Source organism: Bradyrhizobium sp. 197 (assembly GCF_023073375.1).
Taxonomy (GTDB): domain Bacteria; phylum Pseudomonadota; class Alphaproteobacteria; order Rhizobiales; family Xanthobacteraceae; genus Bradyrhizobium.
Genome location: NZ_JADPJJ010000177.1, coordinates 76,485 through 92,627, shown reverse-complemented (window position 1 = coordinate 92,627; position 16,143 = coordinate 76,485). Strand labels below are relative to the sequence as shown.

The 16,143-nt window shown below is 65.1% G+C and carries 19 protein-coding genes and 1 pseudogene; 11 read left to right on the top strand and 9 right to left on the bottom strand.

What is annotated here, in order from left to right:
- Nucleotides 1-323: 323 nt before the first annotated feature.
- Nucleotides 324-1,265, top strand: coding sequence for an aldo/keto reductase (locus IVB27_RS39150; RefSeq protein WP_247447895.1), 942 nt, complete (start codon nt 324-326; stop codon nt 1,263-1,265).
- 16 nt (nt 1,266-1,281) lie between these two features.
- On the opposite strand, the gene hmuQ is transcribed toward IVB27_RS39150, so the two are convergent.
- The 3 genes and pseudogenes from hmuQ to IVB27_RS39135 form a co-directional block, all read right to left on the bottom strand.
- On the bottom strand, nt 1,282-1,605 hold the full coding sequence (hmuQ, locus tag IVB27_RS39145) for a heme-degrading protein HmuQ (protein WP_247353042.1): 324 nt from the start codon (nt 1,603-1,605) through the stop codon (nt 1,282-1,284).
- 79 nt (nt 1,606-1,684) lie between these two features.
- Nucleotides 1,685-2,907, bottom strand: a pseudogene (locus IVB27_RS39140) (DUF1501 domain-containing protein).
- A complete protein-coding gene (locus tag IVB27_RS39135; protein ID WP_247447894.1) occupies nt 2,904-4,466 on the bottom strand; it encodes a DUF1800 domain-containing protein in 1,563 nt (520 codons plus the stop codon). Before IVB27_RS39135 ends, IVB27_RS39140 begins: the two are co-directional and overlap by 4 nt.
- Before the next feature lie 114 nt (nt 4,467-4,580).
- Here IVB27_RS39135 and IVB27_RS39130 point away from each other — a divergent pair, with 114 nt between their 5' ends.
- The gene (locus tag IVB27_RS39130; protein WP_247447893.1) at nt 4,581-4,793 is read left to right on the top strand and encodes a cysteine-rich CWC family protein; all 213 of its coding nucleotides are present in this window, start codon (nt 4,581-4,583) and stop codon (nt 4,791-4,793) included.
- Between the two features lie 15 nt (nt 4,794-4,808).
- Here IVB27_RS39130 and IVB27_RS39125 read toward each other — a convergent pair whose 3' ends face one another.
- The 3 genes from IVB27_RS39125 to IVB27_RS39115 form a co-directional block, all read right to left on the bottom strand.
- Complete coding sequence (locus IVB27_RS39125; RefSeq protein ID WP_247447892.1) at nt 4,809-5,507, bottom strand: glutathione S-transferase family protein; 699 nt, start codon at nt 5,505-5,507, stop codon at nt 4,809-4,811.
- 178 nt (nt 5,508-5,685) lie between these two features.
- A complete protein-coding gene (locus IVB27_RS39120; protein ID WP_247447891.1) occupies nt 5,686-5,916 on the bottom strand; it encodes a hypothetical protein in 231 nt (76 codons plus the stop codon).
- Entirely contained in the window at nt 5,913-6,692 is a 780-nt protein-coding gene (locus IVB27_RS39115; RefSeq protein ID WP_247447890.1) for a TSUP family transporter, read from the bottom strand. Before IVB27_RS39115 ends, IVB27_RS39120 begins: the two co-directional genes overlap by 4 nt.
- A gap of 122 nt (nt 6,693-6,814) precedes the next feature.
- Here IVB27_RS39115 and IVB27_RS39110 point away from each other — a divergent pair, with 122 nt between their 5' ends.
- The 4 genes from IVB27_RS39110 to uvrB all read left to right on the top strand — a co-directional run bounded on the left by IVB27_RS39110 (nt 6,815) and on the right by uvrB (nt 11,443).
- Nucleotides 6,815-7,732, top strand: a complete 918-nt coding sequence (locus IVB27_RS39110) for a LysR substrate-binding domain-containing protein (protein ID WP_247447889.1) — start codon at nt 6,815-6,817, stop codon at nt 7,730-7,732.
- Between the two features lie 114 nt (nt 7,733-7,846).
- Entirely contained in the window at nt 7,847-8,074 is a 228-nt protein-coding gene (locus IVB27_RS39105; protein WP_247320737.1) for a hypothetical protein, read from the top strand.
- A gap of 56 nt (nt 8,075-8,130) precedes the next feature.
- Nucleotides 8,131-8,358 (top strand): hypothetical protein, encoded by a 228-nt coding sequence (locus IVB27_RS39100; RefSeq protein ID WP_247447888.1) that lies wholly within the window; start codon nt 8,131-8,133, stop codon nt 8,356-8,358.
- 94 nt (nt 8,359-8,452) lie between these two features.
- The gene (uvrB, locus tag IVB27_RS39095) at nt 8,453-11,443 is read left to right on the top strand and encodes an excinuclease ABC subunit UvrB (RefSeq protein WP_247447887.1); all 2,991 of its coding nucleotides are present in this window, start codon (nt 8,453-8,455) and stop codon (nt 11,441-11,443) included.
- Between the two features lie 78 nt (nt 11,444-11,521).
- On the opposite strand, the gene IVB27_RS39090 is transcribed toward uvrB, so the two are convergent.
- From IVB27_RS39090 to IVB27_RS39080, 3 genes are all read right to left on the bottom strand, one after another.
- Complete coding sequence (locus IVB27_RS39090) at nt 11,522-11,887, bottom strand: hypothetical protein (RefSeq protein WP_247447886.1); 366 nt, start codon at nt 11,885-11,887, stop codon at nt 11,522-11,524.
- 7 nt (nt 11,888-11,894) lie between these two features.
- A complete protein-coding gene (locus IVB27_RS39085; RefSeq protein ID WP_247447885.1) occupies nt 11,895-12,281 on the bottom strand; it encodes a hypothetical protein in 387 nt (128 codons plus the stop codon).
- 166 nt (nt 12,282-12,447) lie between these two features.
- Nucleotides 12,448-12,690, bottom strand: coding sequence for a hypothetical protein (locus tag IVB27_RS39080; protein WP_247447884.1), 243 nt, complete (start codon nt 12,688-12,690; stop codon nt 12,448-12,450).
- Nucleotides 12,691-12,991: 301 nt separating this feature from the next.
- Here IVB27_RS39080 and IVB27_RS39075 point away from each other — a divergent pair, with 301 nt between their 5' ends.
- The 5 genes from IVB27_RS39075 (at nt 12,992) to IVB27_RS39055 (ending at nt 16,122) form a co-directional block, all read left to right on the top strand.
- Nucleotides 12,992-13,444 (top strand): nuclear transport factor 2 family protein, encoded by a 453-nt coding sequence (locus tag IVB27_RS39075; protein ID WP_247447883.1) that lies wholly within the window; start codon nt 12,992-12,994, stop codon nt 13,442-13,444.
- A 214-nt stretch (nt 13,445-13,658) separates the two neighbouring features.
- A complete protein-coding gene (locus IVB27_RS39070) occupies nt 13,659-14,099 on the top strand; it encodes a nuclear transport factor 2 family protein (protein WP_247353023.1) in 441 nt (146 codons plus the stop codon).
- 214 nt (nt 14,100-14,313) lie between these two features.
- Entirely contained in the window at nt 14,314-15,219 is a 906-nt protein-coding gene (locus IVB27_RS39065; protein WP_247447882.1) for a hypothetical protein, read from the top strand.
- Between the two features lie 193 nt (nt 15,220-15,412).
- On the top strand, nt 15,413-15,835 hold the full coding sequence (locus tag IVB27_RS39060) for a hypothetical protein (protein ID WP_007596788.1): 423 nt from the start codon (nt 15,413-15,415) through the stop codon (nt 15,833-15,835).
- Nucleotides 15,836-15,984: 149 nt separating this feature from the next.
- The gene (locus tag IVB27_RS39055; RefSeq protein WP_187437467.1) at nt 15,985-16,122 is read left to right on the top strand and encodes a hypothetical protein; all 138 of its coding nucleotides are present in this window, start codon (nt 15,985-15,987) and stop codon (nt 16,120-16,122) included.
- Nucleotides 16,123-16,143: the final 21 nt, after the last annotated feature.

Here is a 16,143-nt window from a genome sequence, read left to right as displayed (position 1 = left end):
ATCTTCGCCCATTGGGCGTCAGTCAAAACGAATCGGTCCATCCCAAGCTTGAATCACAACCAAGCCCCGATGAGAATCCTGAATCCCAACAGACCCTAGGTTGCACCTGCGTCTGATCAGGCCCCCCGTTACCGATCAAGCGCTCCAAGCGGTCCCCGTCAGTCGCCGCGTCTGACAGGGGCCGCGTTTTTTTGTCGGCAGTTCCTTGTCGGCAGTTCCTTGTCGGCAGTCCCTTGTCGGTATGGCAGCAACGCGGCTGGCGGCTTGCTGCTGCGGCGTACGGCGGTCACAATGCGCCGCTGCTCATCTGACAGGGATCTCCCATGGAAATTCGCAATCTCGGCGCCTCCGGCCTGCGCGTGTCTGCGGTTGGGCTCGGCTGCAACAATTTCGGCCAACGCACCGACCTGGAGACCTCGCGCAAGGTGATCCATCGCGCGCTCGATCTCGGCATCACGCTGTTCGACACCGCGGACGTCTATTCGAACATGGGTGGTTCGGAAAATGTACTCGGCGCCGTGCTGGGCGATCGCCGCAAGGACATCGTGCTGGCGACGAAATATTCCAAGCCGATGGCGGAAGACGGAACCAAGCAGGGCGCCTCGCGCCGCTATATCATGGAGGCCGTGGACGCGAGCCTGAAGCGGCTGAAGACCGATTACATCGATCTCTACCAGCAGCACGATTGTGACCCACTGACGCCGATCGAGGAGAGCTTGCGCGCTCTTGACGATCTCGTCCGCCAAGGCAAGGTTCGCTACATCGGCAATTCGAACTTTCCGGCCTGGCGGGTCGCTGAGGCGGAGTACGTCGCACGCGCGATGAATGTCAGCCGCTTCATCTCCTGCCAGGACGAATACTCCCTCGTCGTGCGCGACATCGAGAAGGATCTGCTGCCGGCCGCGCAGGAATACAAGCTCGGTCTGTTGCCGTTCTTCCCGCTCGCAAGCGGACTTCTGACCGGCAAATACAGAAAGGGGGAGACCGCGCCTGATGACTCCCGCTTCGGCAAGGTGCCGCGGCTGCGCGACCGCTACGTCACACCGCGTAACGAGGACATCGTCGAGAAGCTCACGGCCTTCGCGAAGGTACGCGGCCACAGCATGCTCGAGCTCGCCTTCTCCTGGCTCGCTGCACGCCCGCAAGTGTCGAGCGTGATCGCCGGCGCGACCCGCGTCGAGCAGGTCGAGGAGAACGTGAGGGCGATCGCGTGGAAGCTCGGTGCGGATGATCTTGCCGAGATCGACAAGATCACGCTGGGCTGAACTCTGCGGCGGCGTGCTACTTCGCGCCGCGTCCCACAGTCTGCATCACCTCAAAGCCTTCGAACTGGGGATGGCCGAGATACAGCGGCTTGTTGTCGCCGGCGCGCTGATGCGCGGCACGAAACGCCTCCGACTGGGTCCAGGCCTCGAACGCGGCGTGGTTGGCCCAGATCGTATGCGAGGCGTACAGGGTGTGGTCCTCGAGCTCGGGACCGCGCAGCAGATGAAACTCGACGAAGCCCGGCACCTTGTCCAGATGGGTATCGCGCGAAAGCCAGACCTGCTCGAAAGCGGTTTCGGAGCCTTTGGTGACGCGGAAGCGGTTCATGGCGATGTACATGGGTGATGGTCTCCTGATGTTCGGCTGATCATGTCGCCATTCCGGGACGCGCCGCAAGGCGCGAACCCGGAATGACAGTTTAGGCAACCAGCCCTTTCATCGGTCGTGCGCCTGCGCTGTCCGGGAACACCGTCTCGGCCAGCACGCGATCCGACAGGCCGAACTGTCCCTGCAGCACGCCCTTGATCACGGAGCGCAGATCGGTAGTGGGCTTGAGGTCGCGGCCCTCGTAAAGGTTGGCGAGCTTGAGGCCGGGCCAGTCGGAGATGACGCGGCCGCCCTTCACCGCGCCGCCGGCGAGCAGCGCGATCGTTCCCGTGCCGTGGTCGGTCCCGTCGGTGCCGTTGATGCGCGCGGTGCGGCCGAATTCGGTCGCGACCACGACGACGGTGTCGCGCCAGCGTTCGCCGAGGCCGCTTTCGAATTCGGCGAGCGCGCCGTCGAGCCCGCCGAGCAGGACCGCGAGACGCCCCACTGGCCCGCCCTCATTGGCGTGCGTGTCCCAGCCGTCGAAGGCGAGCGCGGCGATGCGCGGACCGTCGTCGGCCGCCATCAGTTTTGCGGCGCCGCGCGCGACCTGCCGCATCTGCACGACCGCGTTGCCAGGCTTCGGCTTCATGTCGTCGCCGCTCGCAGCCTTCTCGAGTTGAAGGCCCTGCGCCAAAGCCGATGCCAGCGCCGGATCGCGGTGACGGTAGAGATCGACCAGACGCATCGCGGTGTCGTCGTCGGCTTGCGGCAGCGCCACCGGGGTCCAGCCGACGGTCGGCGCATTGCCACGCAGCACCAGCGGCGTGGTCGGGCCGACCGCAAGTCCGCTCGAGACACGCTCGCCGCGCGGCAGCGCTTCCAGCGCGCGGTTGAGCCAGCCGGATTGCACGCGCCCCGGGCCGGCGTAGCCGCTTTCGAGCACGTCCTGGCCGTCGAAATGCGAACGGTCGCGATAGGGCGTCGCCACCGCGTGGATCACCGCGGCGTGCATATCGCGATACATCCGCGCGAACTCAGGCATCGCCGGATGCAGCGCGAAGAAAGTATCGAGCATGATGGCGGGATGCGCGCCGTCAGCTGAGAGGGCGATCGACCCATGCAGGCCGGCATAATCGGGATCGCCGATCGGCGCGACGGTCGAAAGCCCATCAAGCGCGCCGCGCAGGATCACCACGATCAGCCGGGGATCGCGACCGTCCGCCGCGCGCGCGAATTTCGGCAATAGGCCCAGGCCGCGAAGGACGCACCGCCGAGCAGGAGGCCGCGGCGCGAGGTGATGAGCCGGTTCTCGACGCAGTCGATCATCGTCATCTCCTCTGCATTTCCGGCGACATCAACAGCAGCGCCAATGCTTGCTGCCGCGACTCCGCGCGCTCGATGGTACGCCGCGTTTCGATGGAGGCAGCATCTGCCGCCGCGAATTCCAGCAGGTCGATCGGGTCGATATTGTTGCCGAGCCGCGCACCCATTTGCGCGGCGATGTCGAGCCGAAGCTTGATGCCTTCGGGCGCAGCCCAGGTGGCGCTGGTATCGGCAAAACCATTCGGCCCAGCCGGCGACCACAGCGGCTGTCCCAGCAGATTGAGATTGTTCAGATACGCGCCGGGATCCTCCGGCACGCGCGCGAGCAACCGGCCGCTCGCGACCACGAAATCGTATGGGCTGCGCATCTTGGTCAGCGGCGCCTTCCACGCGTCGTCGGAATCGACCAACGCCGTCGACATCGCCTTGAGATCGCCGTCGGTCTTGATGAAAACATCGCGCAATCGCGCCACCAACGCAGGCGGCGGATCGTCGGCGACGAAATGGCGCACGAATTTGCTGGCGATGAAATTCGCTGTCGAGGGATGGCGCGCAATGTCGGCAAGCGCGGCCTCGCCCTGCGCAAGGCCCGTCGGCTCATAGGTCTTGCCGAGCAGCATTTGCGGCCCGGGCTGGTGCGCATTGGTGTTGAACACGAACGAGCCGGGCACCCCTAACTGCCCCTGCCTGCCGGCAAAGGTCCAGCCGGTGATGATGCGCGCGAGCGAGGTGACGTCTTGCTGGGTGTAGCCGCCGCCGACGCCGAGTGTATGCAGCTCCATGATCTCACGCGCGAGATTCTCGTTCAGCCCGCGCTTGCGGTTCTGGCCCGCGCGCGAGTCCGGCCCGAGCGATTGCTGGTTGTCGAGGAAGAACAGCATCGCCGGATGCTGCTCGACGGACTTGAGCATGTCGGCGAAGCGCCCGAGCACGTTCGGCCTGATCGCCTCGCGCTCGAACGCGCCGGCCCAAATCCGCGCCAGCTCACCCTTGCTCGCGGAGATGCAGAAATGGTTGGACCAGAACACCACCAGCCGCTCAGTGAAGCCGCACTCGATCAGGGTCGCGCGCTGCAACCGCGCCAGCGCCTCGGCGCGAAAGGTCTTTTGGATGACGTTGAGCGGCTGCGGAGCGGGCTTTACGACAGGCGGTGTCGCCGCGTTAGGCTGCATGGCGCCTGGCTTCGCCATATTGTCGGCAGGCTTGTTGTCAGCCGGCTTGGCTTCCGCCATCTGGCCGGCAATCTCGGTCGCGACTGCATTCAGCGAGAGATTGCGACGCAATCCAGGCTTCTGATCGGCCGGCGCCTCAGTCGGCGCGCCGGCTTTGGCGGCGGCCTCGCGCGCCTGCTTGACCTGGTCCTGATAGGCGAACACGGCCTGCCCGAGCTGCGGCGTGGATTGCAGCCCTGGCGCCTCCAGCAGTACGCCATTGGGGCGGCTCAGTTCCGCCTTGACGAACCCGCGCGGATCCGAGGCCGCGTTGATGAGATCGCCGGACGCGCCGCCGCGGGCGCCGAAGCCGAAACGGTTGAGCGCAACCAGGGCGGCTTGCGAATCGCGGGCCATCGATGTGTCCTTCGCGCGTTGCTAACCGCTTTCCGAGTCCGGGCGCGAGGCCTAATATACCGCGGCCGGAGATGAACCCGGCATGAAAATGACGGCCCAGCTTTTGCGCAAATCATGACAAATCCGCAAGAAATTCCGGTGCAGGAACCGCGTCGCCTCGCCTGCTCCCGCTGCGGCACCGAGTTCGGTTGCGACCTCTCCGGCACCTGCTGGTGCGCGGAGGAAACGGCGCGGTTGCCGATGCTGGTCAAGGGCGAGGATTGTCTGTGCCGGGCGTGCCTGCGCAAGGCTGCGGCGGCGCGAAGCCCGGATGGTGCGCAAGCGTAATCCGGGCTACGAAGCTTAGACTGGATGCCCCGGCGATTTTCGTGCCATGCCGTCGAATGCGTCGAGCAGCTTTTCGCGCCAGGCGTAAACCGGGTCATCGACTTCCAGCAGCCTGAACGGGCTCGTCACGCGCGACCACTGAAATCCGCCGAACACGATGTAGTCGGCATAGTTCGGCGCGGCGCCGCCGATGAAGGGCTGCTTCTTCAGGGTCTGACGCATCACCTCGAGCGATCTGCGGAACGCGACCACGCCGGCATCGCGGCCCGACATCACCTCTTCCAGACTCTTGCCGCCGAAACGCGCCTCGCGCGACTGGCGGAAATAGGCAGCGTCGACCTCGGCCAGATTCCTCGGGATATCGGCGACGATCAGCGGAAAGATGCCGCCGACGATGGCGATGTCGCCCCAGGCATTGAGCATGCGCGCCATGGCACGGCCGCCCTCGCCGCCGAACAGCGACGGGCTATTCGGAAACTTGTCTTCGAGATAGTTCGCGATCGCCCAGGAATCGACTACCGGCTCGTCGTGATGCAGCAGCACCGGAACCTTCTCCGAGCCGTGCGGCGCAATCGCGCTCTTCTCCGTGAAGCGCCAGGGCAGCGATTCCGCCGCCAGTCCCTTGTGCGCGAGCGCCATCCGCGTGCGCCAGCAATACGGGCTGAACGGGCGCGAGGCGTCCGCGCCGACGAGTTCGTAGAGTTTGAGTGACATGGAAAGGGCCCTTAGCTGCCAGCCCCTCATCCTGAGGAGCGCGAACGCGCGTCTCGAAGGATGAAGGCCGATCTCGGCCTCGCCCTTCGAGACGCGCGCAAGGTGCGCGCTCCTCAGGGTGAGGGTCTCCTATTCTGGATTGCTTCGCTTGCGCTCGCAATGACGGATGTGGCGAGAGCTACCGCCCGTTCGTGCGCAGCAACCTCTCGCCACCTTCCGTCACCGCGATGATCAGTCCTATTCCGGGTCGCGTTTCGCGCGCGACGTAGCCGCGGTCGGCGGCGTCTTCCCAGATGGTGAGGCGCGGGCACGAGGTCTTCCAGATCGCAATGACCTCGGCATAGGCGCGCGGCTCGCGCGCGACCCATTCGACGAAGTCCAGCACCAGCGGATCGGCGGTCTCGCTCATTGCAAACCTCCCTTGTCGAAGGCCGCCAGCACCGGCGTACGAAGCAGGAGCCAGCCGCCATAGGCGATGTAGTAGCAGGCGATGGTGGTGATCAGCTTGTACGACCAGGCCACGAATTGCCGGTCGGTCATGGCTGCGAGGAGGCGGCGTGCCAGCGTGGTGCCGAGCATCGATGCCAAGATCGCGACCCCGGCGAGCACCGGATCGAGCGTCGCGGCCTGGTCGATGACGCCACCGAAATAAATCAGCTTGGTGAAATGGCTGACGAGCTGGCACATCGCTTTGGTCGCCACTTTCTCGCGCCGGCCGAAATCGCCGCCGAGGAAGAAGGTGTCGAGCAGCGGCCCCGATACGCCGGTCATCAGCATCAGGCCCATGCAGATCGTGCCGTAGACGGTGCCTTGCCAGAGACGGTCGGGATCCGGCGTGATGTTGGCGGGCAGCAGCCGCGCCATGAACGGGGTGGTGCCGAGCAGCAGCAGCGCGACCGGCTTATCCGGCACATAGCGGGTGATCGACCACGCTGCGAGCGCGACAGCCGCGCCGACCATATAGTTCGCGACCGGCCGCCAGCGGATATGCGCGCGCCAGAGAAACGCGCGCCAGCCGTTCGAGGCCATCTGAGTTATCGCATGCAGCACCATCGCGGTGGGCAGCGGCATCAAGGCCAGCAGCACACCGATCAAGATCAACCCGCCGGCCATGCCGAACAGGCCCGACAGGAACGCGGTGCCGACCATCAGAAATCCAAGGGCAGCGATCATGATCGGCGTCACGAGAGAATCTCCTGTTGGCTATCTCCCCGAGGTGGAGAAGCGAAGGAGAACGTGCCGCGCTTGCCCTCGGCGCGCAAACTGAGTTATCTTGGCCTGGCATCAGCTTTCCTGAGGGTCGGTCATTGCGGCGCTTGCTGTTTCTCAACGGCATCAAGGCATTCGAAGCCGCGGCACGGGCCGGCAGCTTTGCCGCGGCCGGCCTCGAGCTGAGTGTATCGGCCGCCGCGGTCAGCCGCATGGTGCACATCCTGGAAGAACGGCTCGGCGTCGCGCTGTTCGAGCGCAAGGCCAACAAGCTGCTCCTCACGCAGGCAGGCCGCGCCTATCAGAGCGGGCTGACGCCGATCTTCGATGCGCTCGCAAGCCTCACCGCCCAGGTGACGGCACCCTCGGGCGTCCGCGTGCTCACCATCGGCGTCGGCCATACCTTTGCGATGCGCTGGCTGATCCCGCGCCTGTCGGAGTTTCGCAACGAAGAGCCCGACATCGAGGTGCGCTTTACCACCGGCGGCGCGTCGGTGCCGTTCGGCGAGGACTGGAGCTGCGGCATCAAGCTCGGCACCGGCGACTGGCCGGGGCTGGTGGCCGAGCCGCTGTTTGCCGGCGACCTCACGCCGGTCTGCGTGCCCCGGCTCGCTTCCAGCCTGAAGCGGCCGGCGGACCTCAAAGGCCCCAGCCTGATCCGCGTCGAGCATTCGCCCGAGGACTGGCCGATCTGGCTGAAGGCCTCAGGCCTTACACGGATCAACGCGCGCGGCCCGGAGTTCCAGTTCTACGGCCAGGCACTCCAGGCCGCTGCCGACGGGCTCGGCATCGCGATGGGCATCCGGCCCTATATCGACGACGATCTCGCCGCCGGCCGGCTGGTGGCACCATTCGACCTCTCGGTGCCCAAGGGCATGCGCTGGTACCTGCTCTACCGCAGCTTCCAGACCGAGCAGCGCGACTTTGCCGCCTTCCGCCGCTGGATCATGCGCGCGGCGTCGGAACCTGCCGCCCGTCCCGTCCGGCGGACCGCCCGCAGCTCGGCGCGGAACTAGGCTAGCGGCCAAAAAAGCCCGCCGCTTGTGAACGACTTCACATCCCGGAATCCGCAAACGTGGTCCCTTGACCCTTCAACAAGACGCTCAAGCGGGACATTTTTGGGGACTACAATGACGACCATCTACGACGGCTTTGACATCGAATCCTTCGAAGCTGGCAAGGGGCTGTGGCACGCCCGGATCAGGCGCGCCGATTTCAGCCCGGTTGCCATCGACGGGGTGCTGTTTCCGGCCATGGAAGTCGGCTTCGCCTGGCCCGATCCCGACGCCGCGATTGCCGATGCCAAGCATCACATCGATCGCTTCCGCCGACGGGCCGACGACAGCGACGACGAATAAGCGAGCGGGACTGCAAGCGAACCCAGGGACGGCGCAGGGTAAAAGGGGACCGGTTCATGTCAGTCATCGAATTCGAAGACACGCCGCGGCCGAGGATTTACGCCCGCAATGTGTTGTGCAGCTGCCCGGAATGCGACGGCGATCTCACGGTGCTCCGCGTGATCAGCGGCCGCGCCGGATGCGAGTATTGGACCATGCGCTGCACCGATTGCGGCGGGATCCATCTCGACATCCTCGAACCGCGCCGGGCAGCCGGGGACGAGGGGCCGGTGCCGGCGGCGTAATCTTTCCGGCCTGCTGCCAACCTGCTGTCAGCATGCTGACCCAGGACAGGCATTCGCTCTTTATTGCGAGGCGGACTCGCCCCATATTCGGTGCATGGCGAAGAAACCTGCATCCTCCGATAAATCCGGCAAATCCCCCAAGGCCAAGGCCCCCAACTCGAAGGCGCCAAATTCCAAGGCGTCACGTCCTGACGTGCAGCCGATCGGGCCGGCGCTGGCCGAGCTGCTCAATCCCGCGATCAATCGCGGCGATGCCGGGCTTGGGTCGGGTACCGGGCTCCAGCCGCCGCCGGACAATTCGCGCGACCGCCGCTCCGGCGGCGAGGCCGCCGCGCATCGGGCACGGGCGTCGACCCCGAGAGAGTTTCCGCAGGATACGGCCAGGACCAATTTCAGGCCGATGCCGCTGCGGCCCAATCCGCAGCCGCCGGGGGCGCGCGACGCGGGCTTCGACGAGGCACCGCAAGCCAATTACGGAACCGCGGCCACGATCCCGACGCTCGATCCGGAACTGGCCCGTCAGCTTGGACTTCCGACTGAAGAGGACGATGCCGAAGCGCTGGCGCGTCCGCCGCGCAGCAAGATGGAGGCGCTCGGCGTCAAGGCAACGGCGGATGCGCTGGACGCGCTGATCCGCGATGGCCGGCCGGAGTTCCGCAAGGACGACGGTTCGACGCAGGTGTGGACACCGCATCGGCCACCCCGCCCGGAAAAGTCCGAAGGCGGCGTGCGCTTCGAGCTCAAATCCCACTATGAGCCGCGCGGCGACCAGCCGACCGCGATCGCCGAGCTGGTCGAAGGCATCCAGCGCCACGACCGCACCCAGGTGCTGCTCGGCGTCACCGGCTCGGGCAAGACCTACACCATGGCGCAGGTGATCGAGAAGACGCAACGGCCCGCCATCATCCTGGCGCCGAACAAAACGCTCGCCGCCCAGCTCTATGGCGAGTTCAAGAGCTTCTTCCCCGACAATGCGGTCGAGTATTTCGTCAGCTATTACGACTACTACCAGCCCGAGGCCTATGTGCCGCGGACCGACACCTATATCGAGAAGGATTCGTCGATCAACGAGCAGATCGACCGCATGCGCCACTCCGCGACACGAGCGCTGCTCGAACGCGACGACGTCATCATCGTCGCGTCGGTGTCCTGCATCTACGGTATCGGCTCGGTCGAGACCTACACCGCGATGACGTTTGCGCTGAAGAAGGGCGAGCGCATCGACCAGCGCCAGCTCATCGCCGACCTCGTCGCCCTCCAATACAAGCGCACCCAGGCCGATTTTACCCGCGGCACCTTTCGCGTGCGCGGCGATGTCATCGACATTTTTCCGGCGCACTATGAGGACCGTGCCTGGCGCGTGAACCTGTTCGGCGACACCGTCGAGAACATCGAGGAATTCGACCCGCTCACCGGCCACAAGCAGGACGAGCTCGAATTCATCAAGATCTACGCCAATTCGCATTATGTGACGCCGCGCCCGACGCTGGTGCAGGCGATCAAGTCGATCAAATCCGAATTGAAGATGCGGCTCGACCAGCTTCATGACCAGGGCCGCCTGCTGGAAGCACAGCGGCTGGAGCAGCGCACCACCTTCGACATCGAGATGATGGAGGCGACCGGAAGCTGCGCCGGCATCGAGAACTATTCGCGCTATCTCACCGGGCGCCTGCCCGGCGAGCCGCCGCCGACGCTGTTTGAATACGTCCCCGACAACGCACTGGTGTTCGCCGACGAGAGCCACGTCACCGTGCCGCAGATCGGCGGCATGTTCCGCGGTGACTTCCGCCGCAAGGCGACGCTGGCCGAATACGGTTTCCGTTTGCCGTCGTGCATGGACAACCGCCCGCTGCGCTTCGAGGAGTGGGACATGATGCGGCCGCAGACGGTGGCGGTGTCGGCGACACCGAGCGGCTGGGAGTTGAACGAGAGCGGCGGCGTGTTCGTCGAGCAGGTGATCCGCCCGACCGGACTTATTGATCCTCCGGTTAATATTCGCCCGGCTCGCACCCAGGTTGACGACCTCGTCGGCGAGGTCCGCGCCACCGCGCTGGCCGGCTATCGCTCGCTGATCACGGTTCTCACAAAACGCATGGCGGAGGATCTCACCGAATATCTGCACGAGCAGGGCATTCGCGTGCGCTACATGCACTCGGACATCGACACTATCGAACGCATCGAGATCATCCGGGATTTGCGCCTCGGCGCGTTCGACGCGCTGGTCGGCATCAACCTGCTCCGCGAAGGCCTCGACATTCCCGAATGCGCGCTGGTCGCGATTTTGGATGCCGACAAGGAAGGCTTCTTGCGCAGCGAGACCTCGCTGGTTCAAACCATCGGCCGCGCCGCGCGCAACGTCGACGGCAAGGTGATCCTCTACGCCGACCAGATGACGGGGTCGATGGAACGCGCCATCGCGGAAACCAACCGGCGCCGCGAAAAGCAGGTCGAGTACAACACCGCCCACGGCATCACGCCGGAGAGCGTCAAGAAGTCGATCGGCGACATCATGAACAGCGTCTACGAGCGCGATCATGTGCTGGTCGAGGTCGGCGGTCACGACATGACCGACGACATCATCTCGATCGGCCACAATTTCGAAGCCGTGCTCGCCGATTTGGAAACAAGGATGCGCGAGGCCGCCGCCGATCTGAACTTCGAGGAAGCCGCCCGCCTCCGCGATGAGGTCAAGCGCCTGCGCGCCACCGAACTCGCGGTGGTCGACGACCCCACCGTCAAGCAGCGCACCGTGCAGGGCAAGGCCGGCGCCTATGCAGGCACGAAGAAATACGGCGACGCGGCAAACCTGCCCGTCAGCGCCATGAAGAAAAAGACCGTGAGCTCCGCGCTGAAAGCGAGCGGCGGCGGCAGCGGCTCGAAGGTGCACAAGCCGCATCTCGACGAGATGCATGGCCCGGAGTCCCTGCCCTATCGCGCCGACCGCGCGCCGCCGTCAAAGCCGTTCGGCGGCGAGAGCCGCATTATCCAGCCGACGGACTCAAAGCAGTCGGGGCCGGAGTTTGGACCATCGCCGCGGTCGAGCGGAGGAGCGCCGGGGCATAGAGGTGGGTGGAAGAAGAGGTAGGGAGCGTAGAGCCGCCGGCACCGCACGTGATTATAGATTCCAGGCTCGCCGGCGCCCTAGAATGAGGACAACACCCCCTCACCCCGCGATCGTCGTCAGCAGCGACAGCAGCAGCACTGACGCCATGAGTTGCACCGACGTCGCCGGCTTGGCCCGCCAGCAGGCGATCTTTTCGGAGAAGGACAGGCTGGCGTCGAAGAACGGTGCCTCGTAGCCGTTCTTGAAGAGCCTTGGGAATGCCGAGCCGACCGCGACGACGAAGATGCTGTAGAAGATCGACGCCAACGCAACGGTGGGCACGTGGCTGCTGCCGCGGTAGTCTCCTAGCAGCTTCACCATCAGTGAAGCGGCGGCGAAGATCGGGAAGCCCTGTAGGATTGTGGTGAGCGCAAAGCCTTCGAGCCAGTTGAGCGGACCGGATTTCGCCGCGGTGATGAAGGGCATGATGCGATCATCCCACGCTCGCCGTCACCACGGCCATCACCGACAGCAGCAGCACGGTGGTCATGAGCTGGAGCGAGGCGAGCGGCTGGGTGCGCCATGCGGTGATCTTGTCGGCTAGCGACAAATGGGCCTCGAAGAATTTTGGTTCGTAGACGGTCTTGAAGAAGGCGGGGAAGCTTGGCCCGAAGGTCACCGCAAGCAGCGCATGGGCGAGTGAGGCGATGGCGACGAAGATGGCGACGCCGGGATCGCCGACGAGGTCGTGGTTGCCGACGAGCTTGAGCAGGAAGGCGGCGGCGGCGAAGGTAGGGAAGCTCTGCAGCGTCGCGGTCAGCGCGAGGCCTTCGAGCGCGTTGTGCAGGCTGGACTTTCTGACAGTGGCGAGAGCCGCCATGGCACGTCTCCCTGATGACATGGGGAGGACGTTAGCTGCGGTGTCCGAGGCGTGATGTGAGACGGGTCACGCTGGTTCGGCGGACGGTGCTTTCCGCCTCGCCCCGCAAGCAGGACGTGGGAGTGGACCGCCGATGCGGCGGGGTCGCCGTCTCTAAATGACAGGACTACAGCTTGCCCTGCCCGTTCACCTGGCTCTGCCGCGGCCGCTGCCTCTCCTGCTCTTGCTGCTCCTTGGCATGGTGCCGGCCGTAGAGGCAGCCGGCGGCAGCGCCGAGGACGCCGTGATGGCCGGCATAATGGCCGGCGACGCCACCGACGACGGCGCCCTTGATGCAGCCCCTGGCATTGGCGGCGGAGGTCGCTCCCAGCATGAGAAGTGCGGCGGCGATGGCGGCGAGGGATTTCATGGATCGATGTCTCCGAATGCGGTGTCGACCTTTCAACGAGCGCGGGCGCGTCGCGGTTCCATAAGCGTGAGGCCTCATGGTGTGTGCGTTCGTACAAGGCTTCGCGCGCCATGCAGCCGAACGCGGTATGAACTGGTGCAGACGCGCGGTCGCTCAACCCCTAATTGCAGCCATGAACCTGGCATTGCGCTTGCGCGTCATATCATCTGCAACATCCCTGTGGTGTTGCGGATTGCCGGTGTCCGAGGCCGCGCGTTAGCTTTGCGCGCAAACTCCACACGGCCAATGAGGGACGGGCGGAATGACAGTCGAGAAGCTCAATCGGCAGCGCGTGCTGCATCTGCTCGATGCCATCGCCGGCAGCGACCTCCAGGCCGCGCTGTCGTGCTGCACCGACGACGTCGACTTCCTCACCCACGCGCCGATCGACGTGCTGCCGCACATGGGTCCCTGCCATGGCAAGAAGGAACTTGGCGAATTCTGGCGCACCGTGCAGGAGCGATACGCCGAGATCCGCTACGAGGTGCCGCAGATCGTCGCCGAAGGCGACACGGTCGCGGCCTATCTGCGCGTGTTCTTCAGGAAGCGCAGCAACGGCCGCATCATTCAGGTCGACATGGCCGTGTTCTACACTTTCCGCAACGGCCAGGTGGCGCAGATCCGGGAGATCATCGATTCCTTCGACCTGGTGCAGCAGGTGCTGGAACGTGAGATCGGCCCGCTGATCGTGGGCGAGCGGGTGGACGGGGCGTAGTCCTCTCTCCGACCGACCGAAACGGTAAACTACGGGGTTCTATTGTAAATCCCACAAACCGGGATCAATTGTGCATTGCGAAAACGTGAATTGCGTTTTGGCCGAAACGGCGTATTTTGTTCGTATACAAATGAGTAGAGCGACCCCGCGGCATCTTTCCTGTGCGCATGGGGTGGTTTTTGTTTTTCGCAAGCCAGCTTCAGGACTGCCCAAAATGACAGAGCACAGTCTCTGGCGTTTCTCGCGTGCGTTACACCGCGCGATCAACGACCGGCATTTCGAGGACATCGGGGCCCTGATCGACGAGGACGTCGAATGGGCACTGTACGGCCCGATCGACATGTTTCCGTTCCTCGGCGCACGCCAGGGCAAGGACGCCGTGCTCGAGGTCATCCGCCAGCTCGCCGACAATTTCCAGGTCCGCCGCTTCGACCGCGAGAGCATCATGCTCGGCGTCGATTCCGCGGCCTCGATGCTGCGCTATTCGTTGACCGCGCTCGATTCCAGCAAGCCGATCAGCTTGCGGGTCGCGCAGTTCGCCCAATTCAGGGCGGGCAAGCTCACCAGCATGCGCGTGCTGATCGACACGTTTGATTTGGTCGAGCAGGCACTCGGCCGCGCCATTCATCTGCCGAAGATGACCAGCGTCGGCTGAAAGGGACACCAACGGGCCCCGCTGTTCGGGACCGATGGCTGATGCTCCCCGCGATGCGTCCTGGCCTCCAGCCCCGCCGGATGCAATCGTGGAGAAGCTCGTCATCGGGCGCGCGCCTTTCGCGCGGCCCGTTGGTTCGCGGTTGATGGAACCGCCACAATTTCGCAATGATGGTTCCGCATTCTGAGCGCGAACTGGGCTGACGGGCAGGACTATGGAATTCGCGACAGGTTTCGGCTGGACCAGGCTGCCGGTGCTGGCGGCTGCGTTCATTTTGGGATCGGTGCTGACGGTTTCGGCGCAGATCATTCCGCCCACGGCCGCAGTGCCCGACGAGGACGCCGAGGCGGCGGAGGCCCCCGACGTCAACGACCCCGACGTGCTCCGCGGTATCGACATCGACAAGCTCGACTGGGGCCAGCTCGCGATCGACGCCGGCACGCTCAACGACATCATTACCGCCAAGAAGCGCGCGCAGGCCGCCGCCAAGGACGGGCTGAACTGGGCGACGAACGCCAACGCCAACGGCTCCTCGGCGGTGACGGTGAAGCAGTCGGTGTCCTCGTTCTGGGAAGCCCGTATCGGCGCCGATATGACGGTGACGAACGAGCCGCGGACGATGTCCGAGCTCCTGGCACAAAAGGCCACCAATGGCGGCAGCGTCCCTCAGTCATCCGGGAGCGCCTGGGCGGCCGCGACCGCGCCGGGCGCGGGCGCGATCTGGGACAAGACCGCGGTGGAGGCCCGCGTCGATCCCGGCGCCGAACAGAGCAAGCTCGGGGCCTCGCTGACCAAGTCGGTGCCGCTGTCGAACGACACGTCGCTGACACTCCAGAACGGCTACAGCGTCAACCAGCAGGGCACCACCGCGCTCCCCGGCGTCGGCGGCCACATCACGCGGAATTACGAGACCGACCAGTCGGCCAAGGTCACCATCACCGACACCGGCACCAGCATCACCGCGGGCCAGTCGCTGTCGACCACCGACGACAAATGGCTGCGCAAGGTCGGCGCCGAGCAAAAGCTGTTCGACAACGTCACCGTCTCCGGCTCGGTCGGCGAGACCTCGCAAGGGGCGATCAACAAGAGCCTGACGGCCGGCTTCAAGAAGAGCTGGTAGCTGAGCGCCCCGATCCCTCCCCACGAGCGGCGTTCAGACTCTCGTAACCATACGCCACGGCAAAACCCCCGAATGGACCGCCCTTGCCGCATCTCGGCCAAGTTGCGGCCAAAATCCGGCGCCCTAGTCCACTGATCGACGTCGTCGTGCGGGGGACACTCGCGCTGCGCTCAACGCGAACAGGGGAATAACGATGAACGCCATGCGTCCGGAAAAGACCGAAACCACCGAGACCGAGACCATCGACACCAACCTCGCCGCAGTGACGGAAGTCGAAGCCGGCATCCGTGACTTCGTCCGCAATGACATCGCCTATCTGCGCCGTCCGGCAGCGACCGCCACGGACGCGCCGCCGCTCGATCCGAGCGCGGAGGCCACCGTCACCAACGTCAATTCGCTGATCCAGCGCGTCGCCGGCACCTCGCTCGCCGAGATCGAGAATTTGATCTCCGAGCTCGAGAGCCTGCGCGACCTGCTCCACGCCGAAGGCCAGCGCGTCCAGCGCGAGATCTCCGGCTACGCCCAGCTCAGCCAGGCTGCGATGAAGTCGACCCGCATGATCGCCGACAACGTCTCGCAGTGGAAGCGCGCCGCCGACGGCCTGCGCAACAGCTGATCGCTGGCATCACGCATCACCAGCCGCCGCGTTCCGAAAGGGACGTGGCGGTTTTGATTCGTGGGGTCTCGTTCCCCGATTTGAACTTTCCACCTCTCCCTGGCGACCAATGCCGAGCGCCGCACCTGCGGCCGGGCCGGGGGAATTTCATGGAAAGCATTCGGCCCGACAACACGGACCCGATACCGCTGCGGCCGGCGCCGAACCAGTTCGGCACGATCATGCTGCGTTTTGTCGGATTGCTGGCGGTTGCGATCGCCATATTGGCGTTCGTCTATAGCCGCTGAAGGCGGCGGCCGCGTTGCGGC

Coding starts and splice junctions, on each gene's coding strand:
- IVB27_RS39150 (WP_247447895.1), top strand. CDS start 324: ATGGAAATTCGCAATCTCGGCGCCTCCGGCCTGCGCGTGTCTGCGGTT.
- hmuQ (WP_247353042.1), bottom strand. CDS start 1,605: ATGTACATCGCCATGAACCGCTTCCGCGTCACCAAAGGCTCCGAAACC.
- IVB27_RS39135 (WP_247447894.1), bottom strand. CDS start 4,466: ATGGCCCGCGATTCGCAAGCCGCCCTGGTTGCGCTCAACCGTTTCGGC.
- IVB27_RS39130 (WP_247447893.1), top strand. CDS start 4,581: ATGACAAATCCGCAAGAAATTCCGGTGCAGGAACCGCGTCGCCTCGCC.
- IVB27_RS39125 (WP_247447892.1), bottom strand. CDS start 5,507: ATGTCACTCAAACTCTACGAACTCGTCGGCGCGGACGCCTCGCGCCCG.
- IVB27_RS39120 (WP_247447891.1), bottom strand. CDS start 5,916: ATGAGCGAGACCGCCGATCCGCTGGTGCTGGACTTCGTCGAATGGGTC.
- IVB27_RS39105 (WP_247320737.1), top strand. CDS start 7,847: ATGACGACCATCTACGACGGCTTTGACATCGAATCCTTCGAAGCTGGC.
- IVB27_RS39100 (WP_247447888.1), top strand. CDS start 8,131: ATGTCAGTCATCGAATTCGAAGACACGCCGCGGCCGAGGATTTACGCC.
- uvrB (WP_247447887.1), top strand. CDS start 8,453: ATGGCGAAGAAACCTGCATCCTCCGATAAATCCGGCAAATCCCCCAAG.
- IVB27_RS39090 (WP_247447886.1), bottom strand. CDS start 11,887: ATGCCCTTCATCACCGCGGCGAAATCCGGTCCGCTCAACTGGCTCGAA.
- IVB27_RS39085 (WP_247447885.1), bottom strand. CDS start 12,281: ATGGCGGCTCTCGCCACTGTCAGAAAGTCCAGCCTGCACAACGCGCTC.
- IVB27_RS39080 (WP_247447884.1), bottom strand. CDS start 12,690: ATGAAATCCCTCGCCGCCATCGCCGCCGCACTTCTCATGCTGGGAGCG.
- IVB27_RS39075 (WP_247447883.1), top strand. CDS start 12,992: ATGACAGTCGAGAAGCTCAATCGGCAGCGCGTGCTGCATCTGCTCGAT.
- IVB27_RS39070 (WP_247353023.1), top strand. CDS start 13,659: ATGACAGAGCACAGTCTCTGGCGTTTCTCGCGTGCGTTACACCGCGCG.
- IVB27_RS39065 (WP_247447882.1), top strand. CDS start 14,314: ATGGAATTCGCGACAGGTTTCGGCTGGACCAGGCTGCCGGTGCTGGCG.
- IVB27_RS39060 (WP_007596788.1), top strand. CDS start 15,413: ATGAACGCCATGCGTCCGGAAAAGACCGAAACCACCGAGACCGAGACC.
- IVB27_RS39055 (WP_187437467.1), top strand. CDS start 15,985: ATGGAAAGCATTCGGCCCGACAACACGGACCCGATACCGCTGCGGCCG.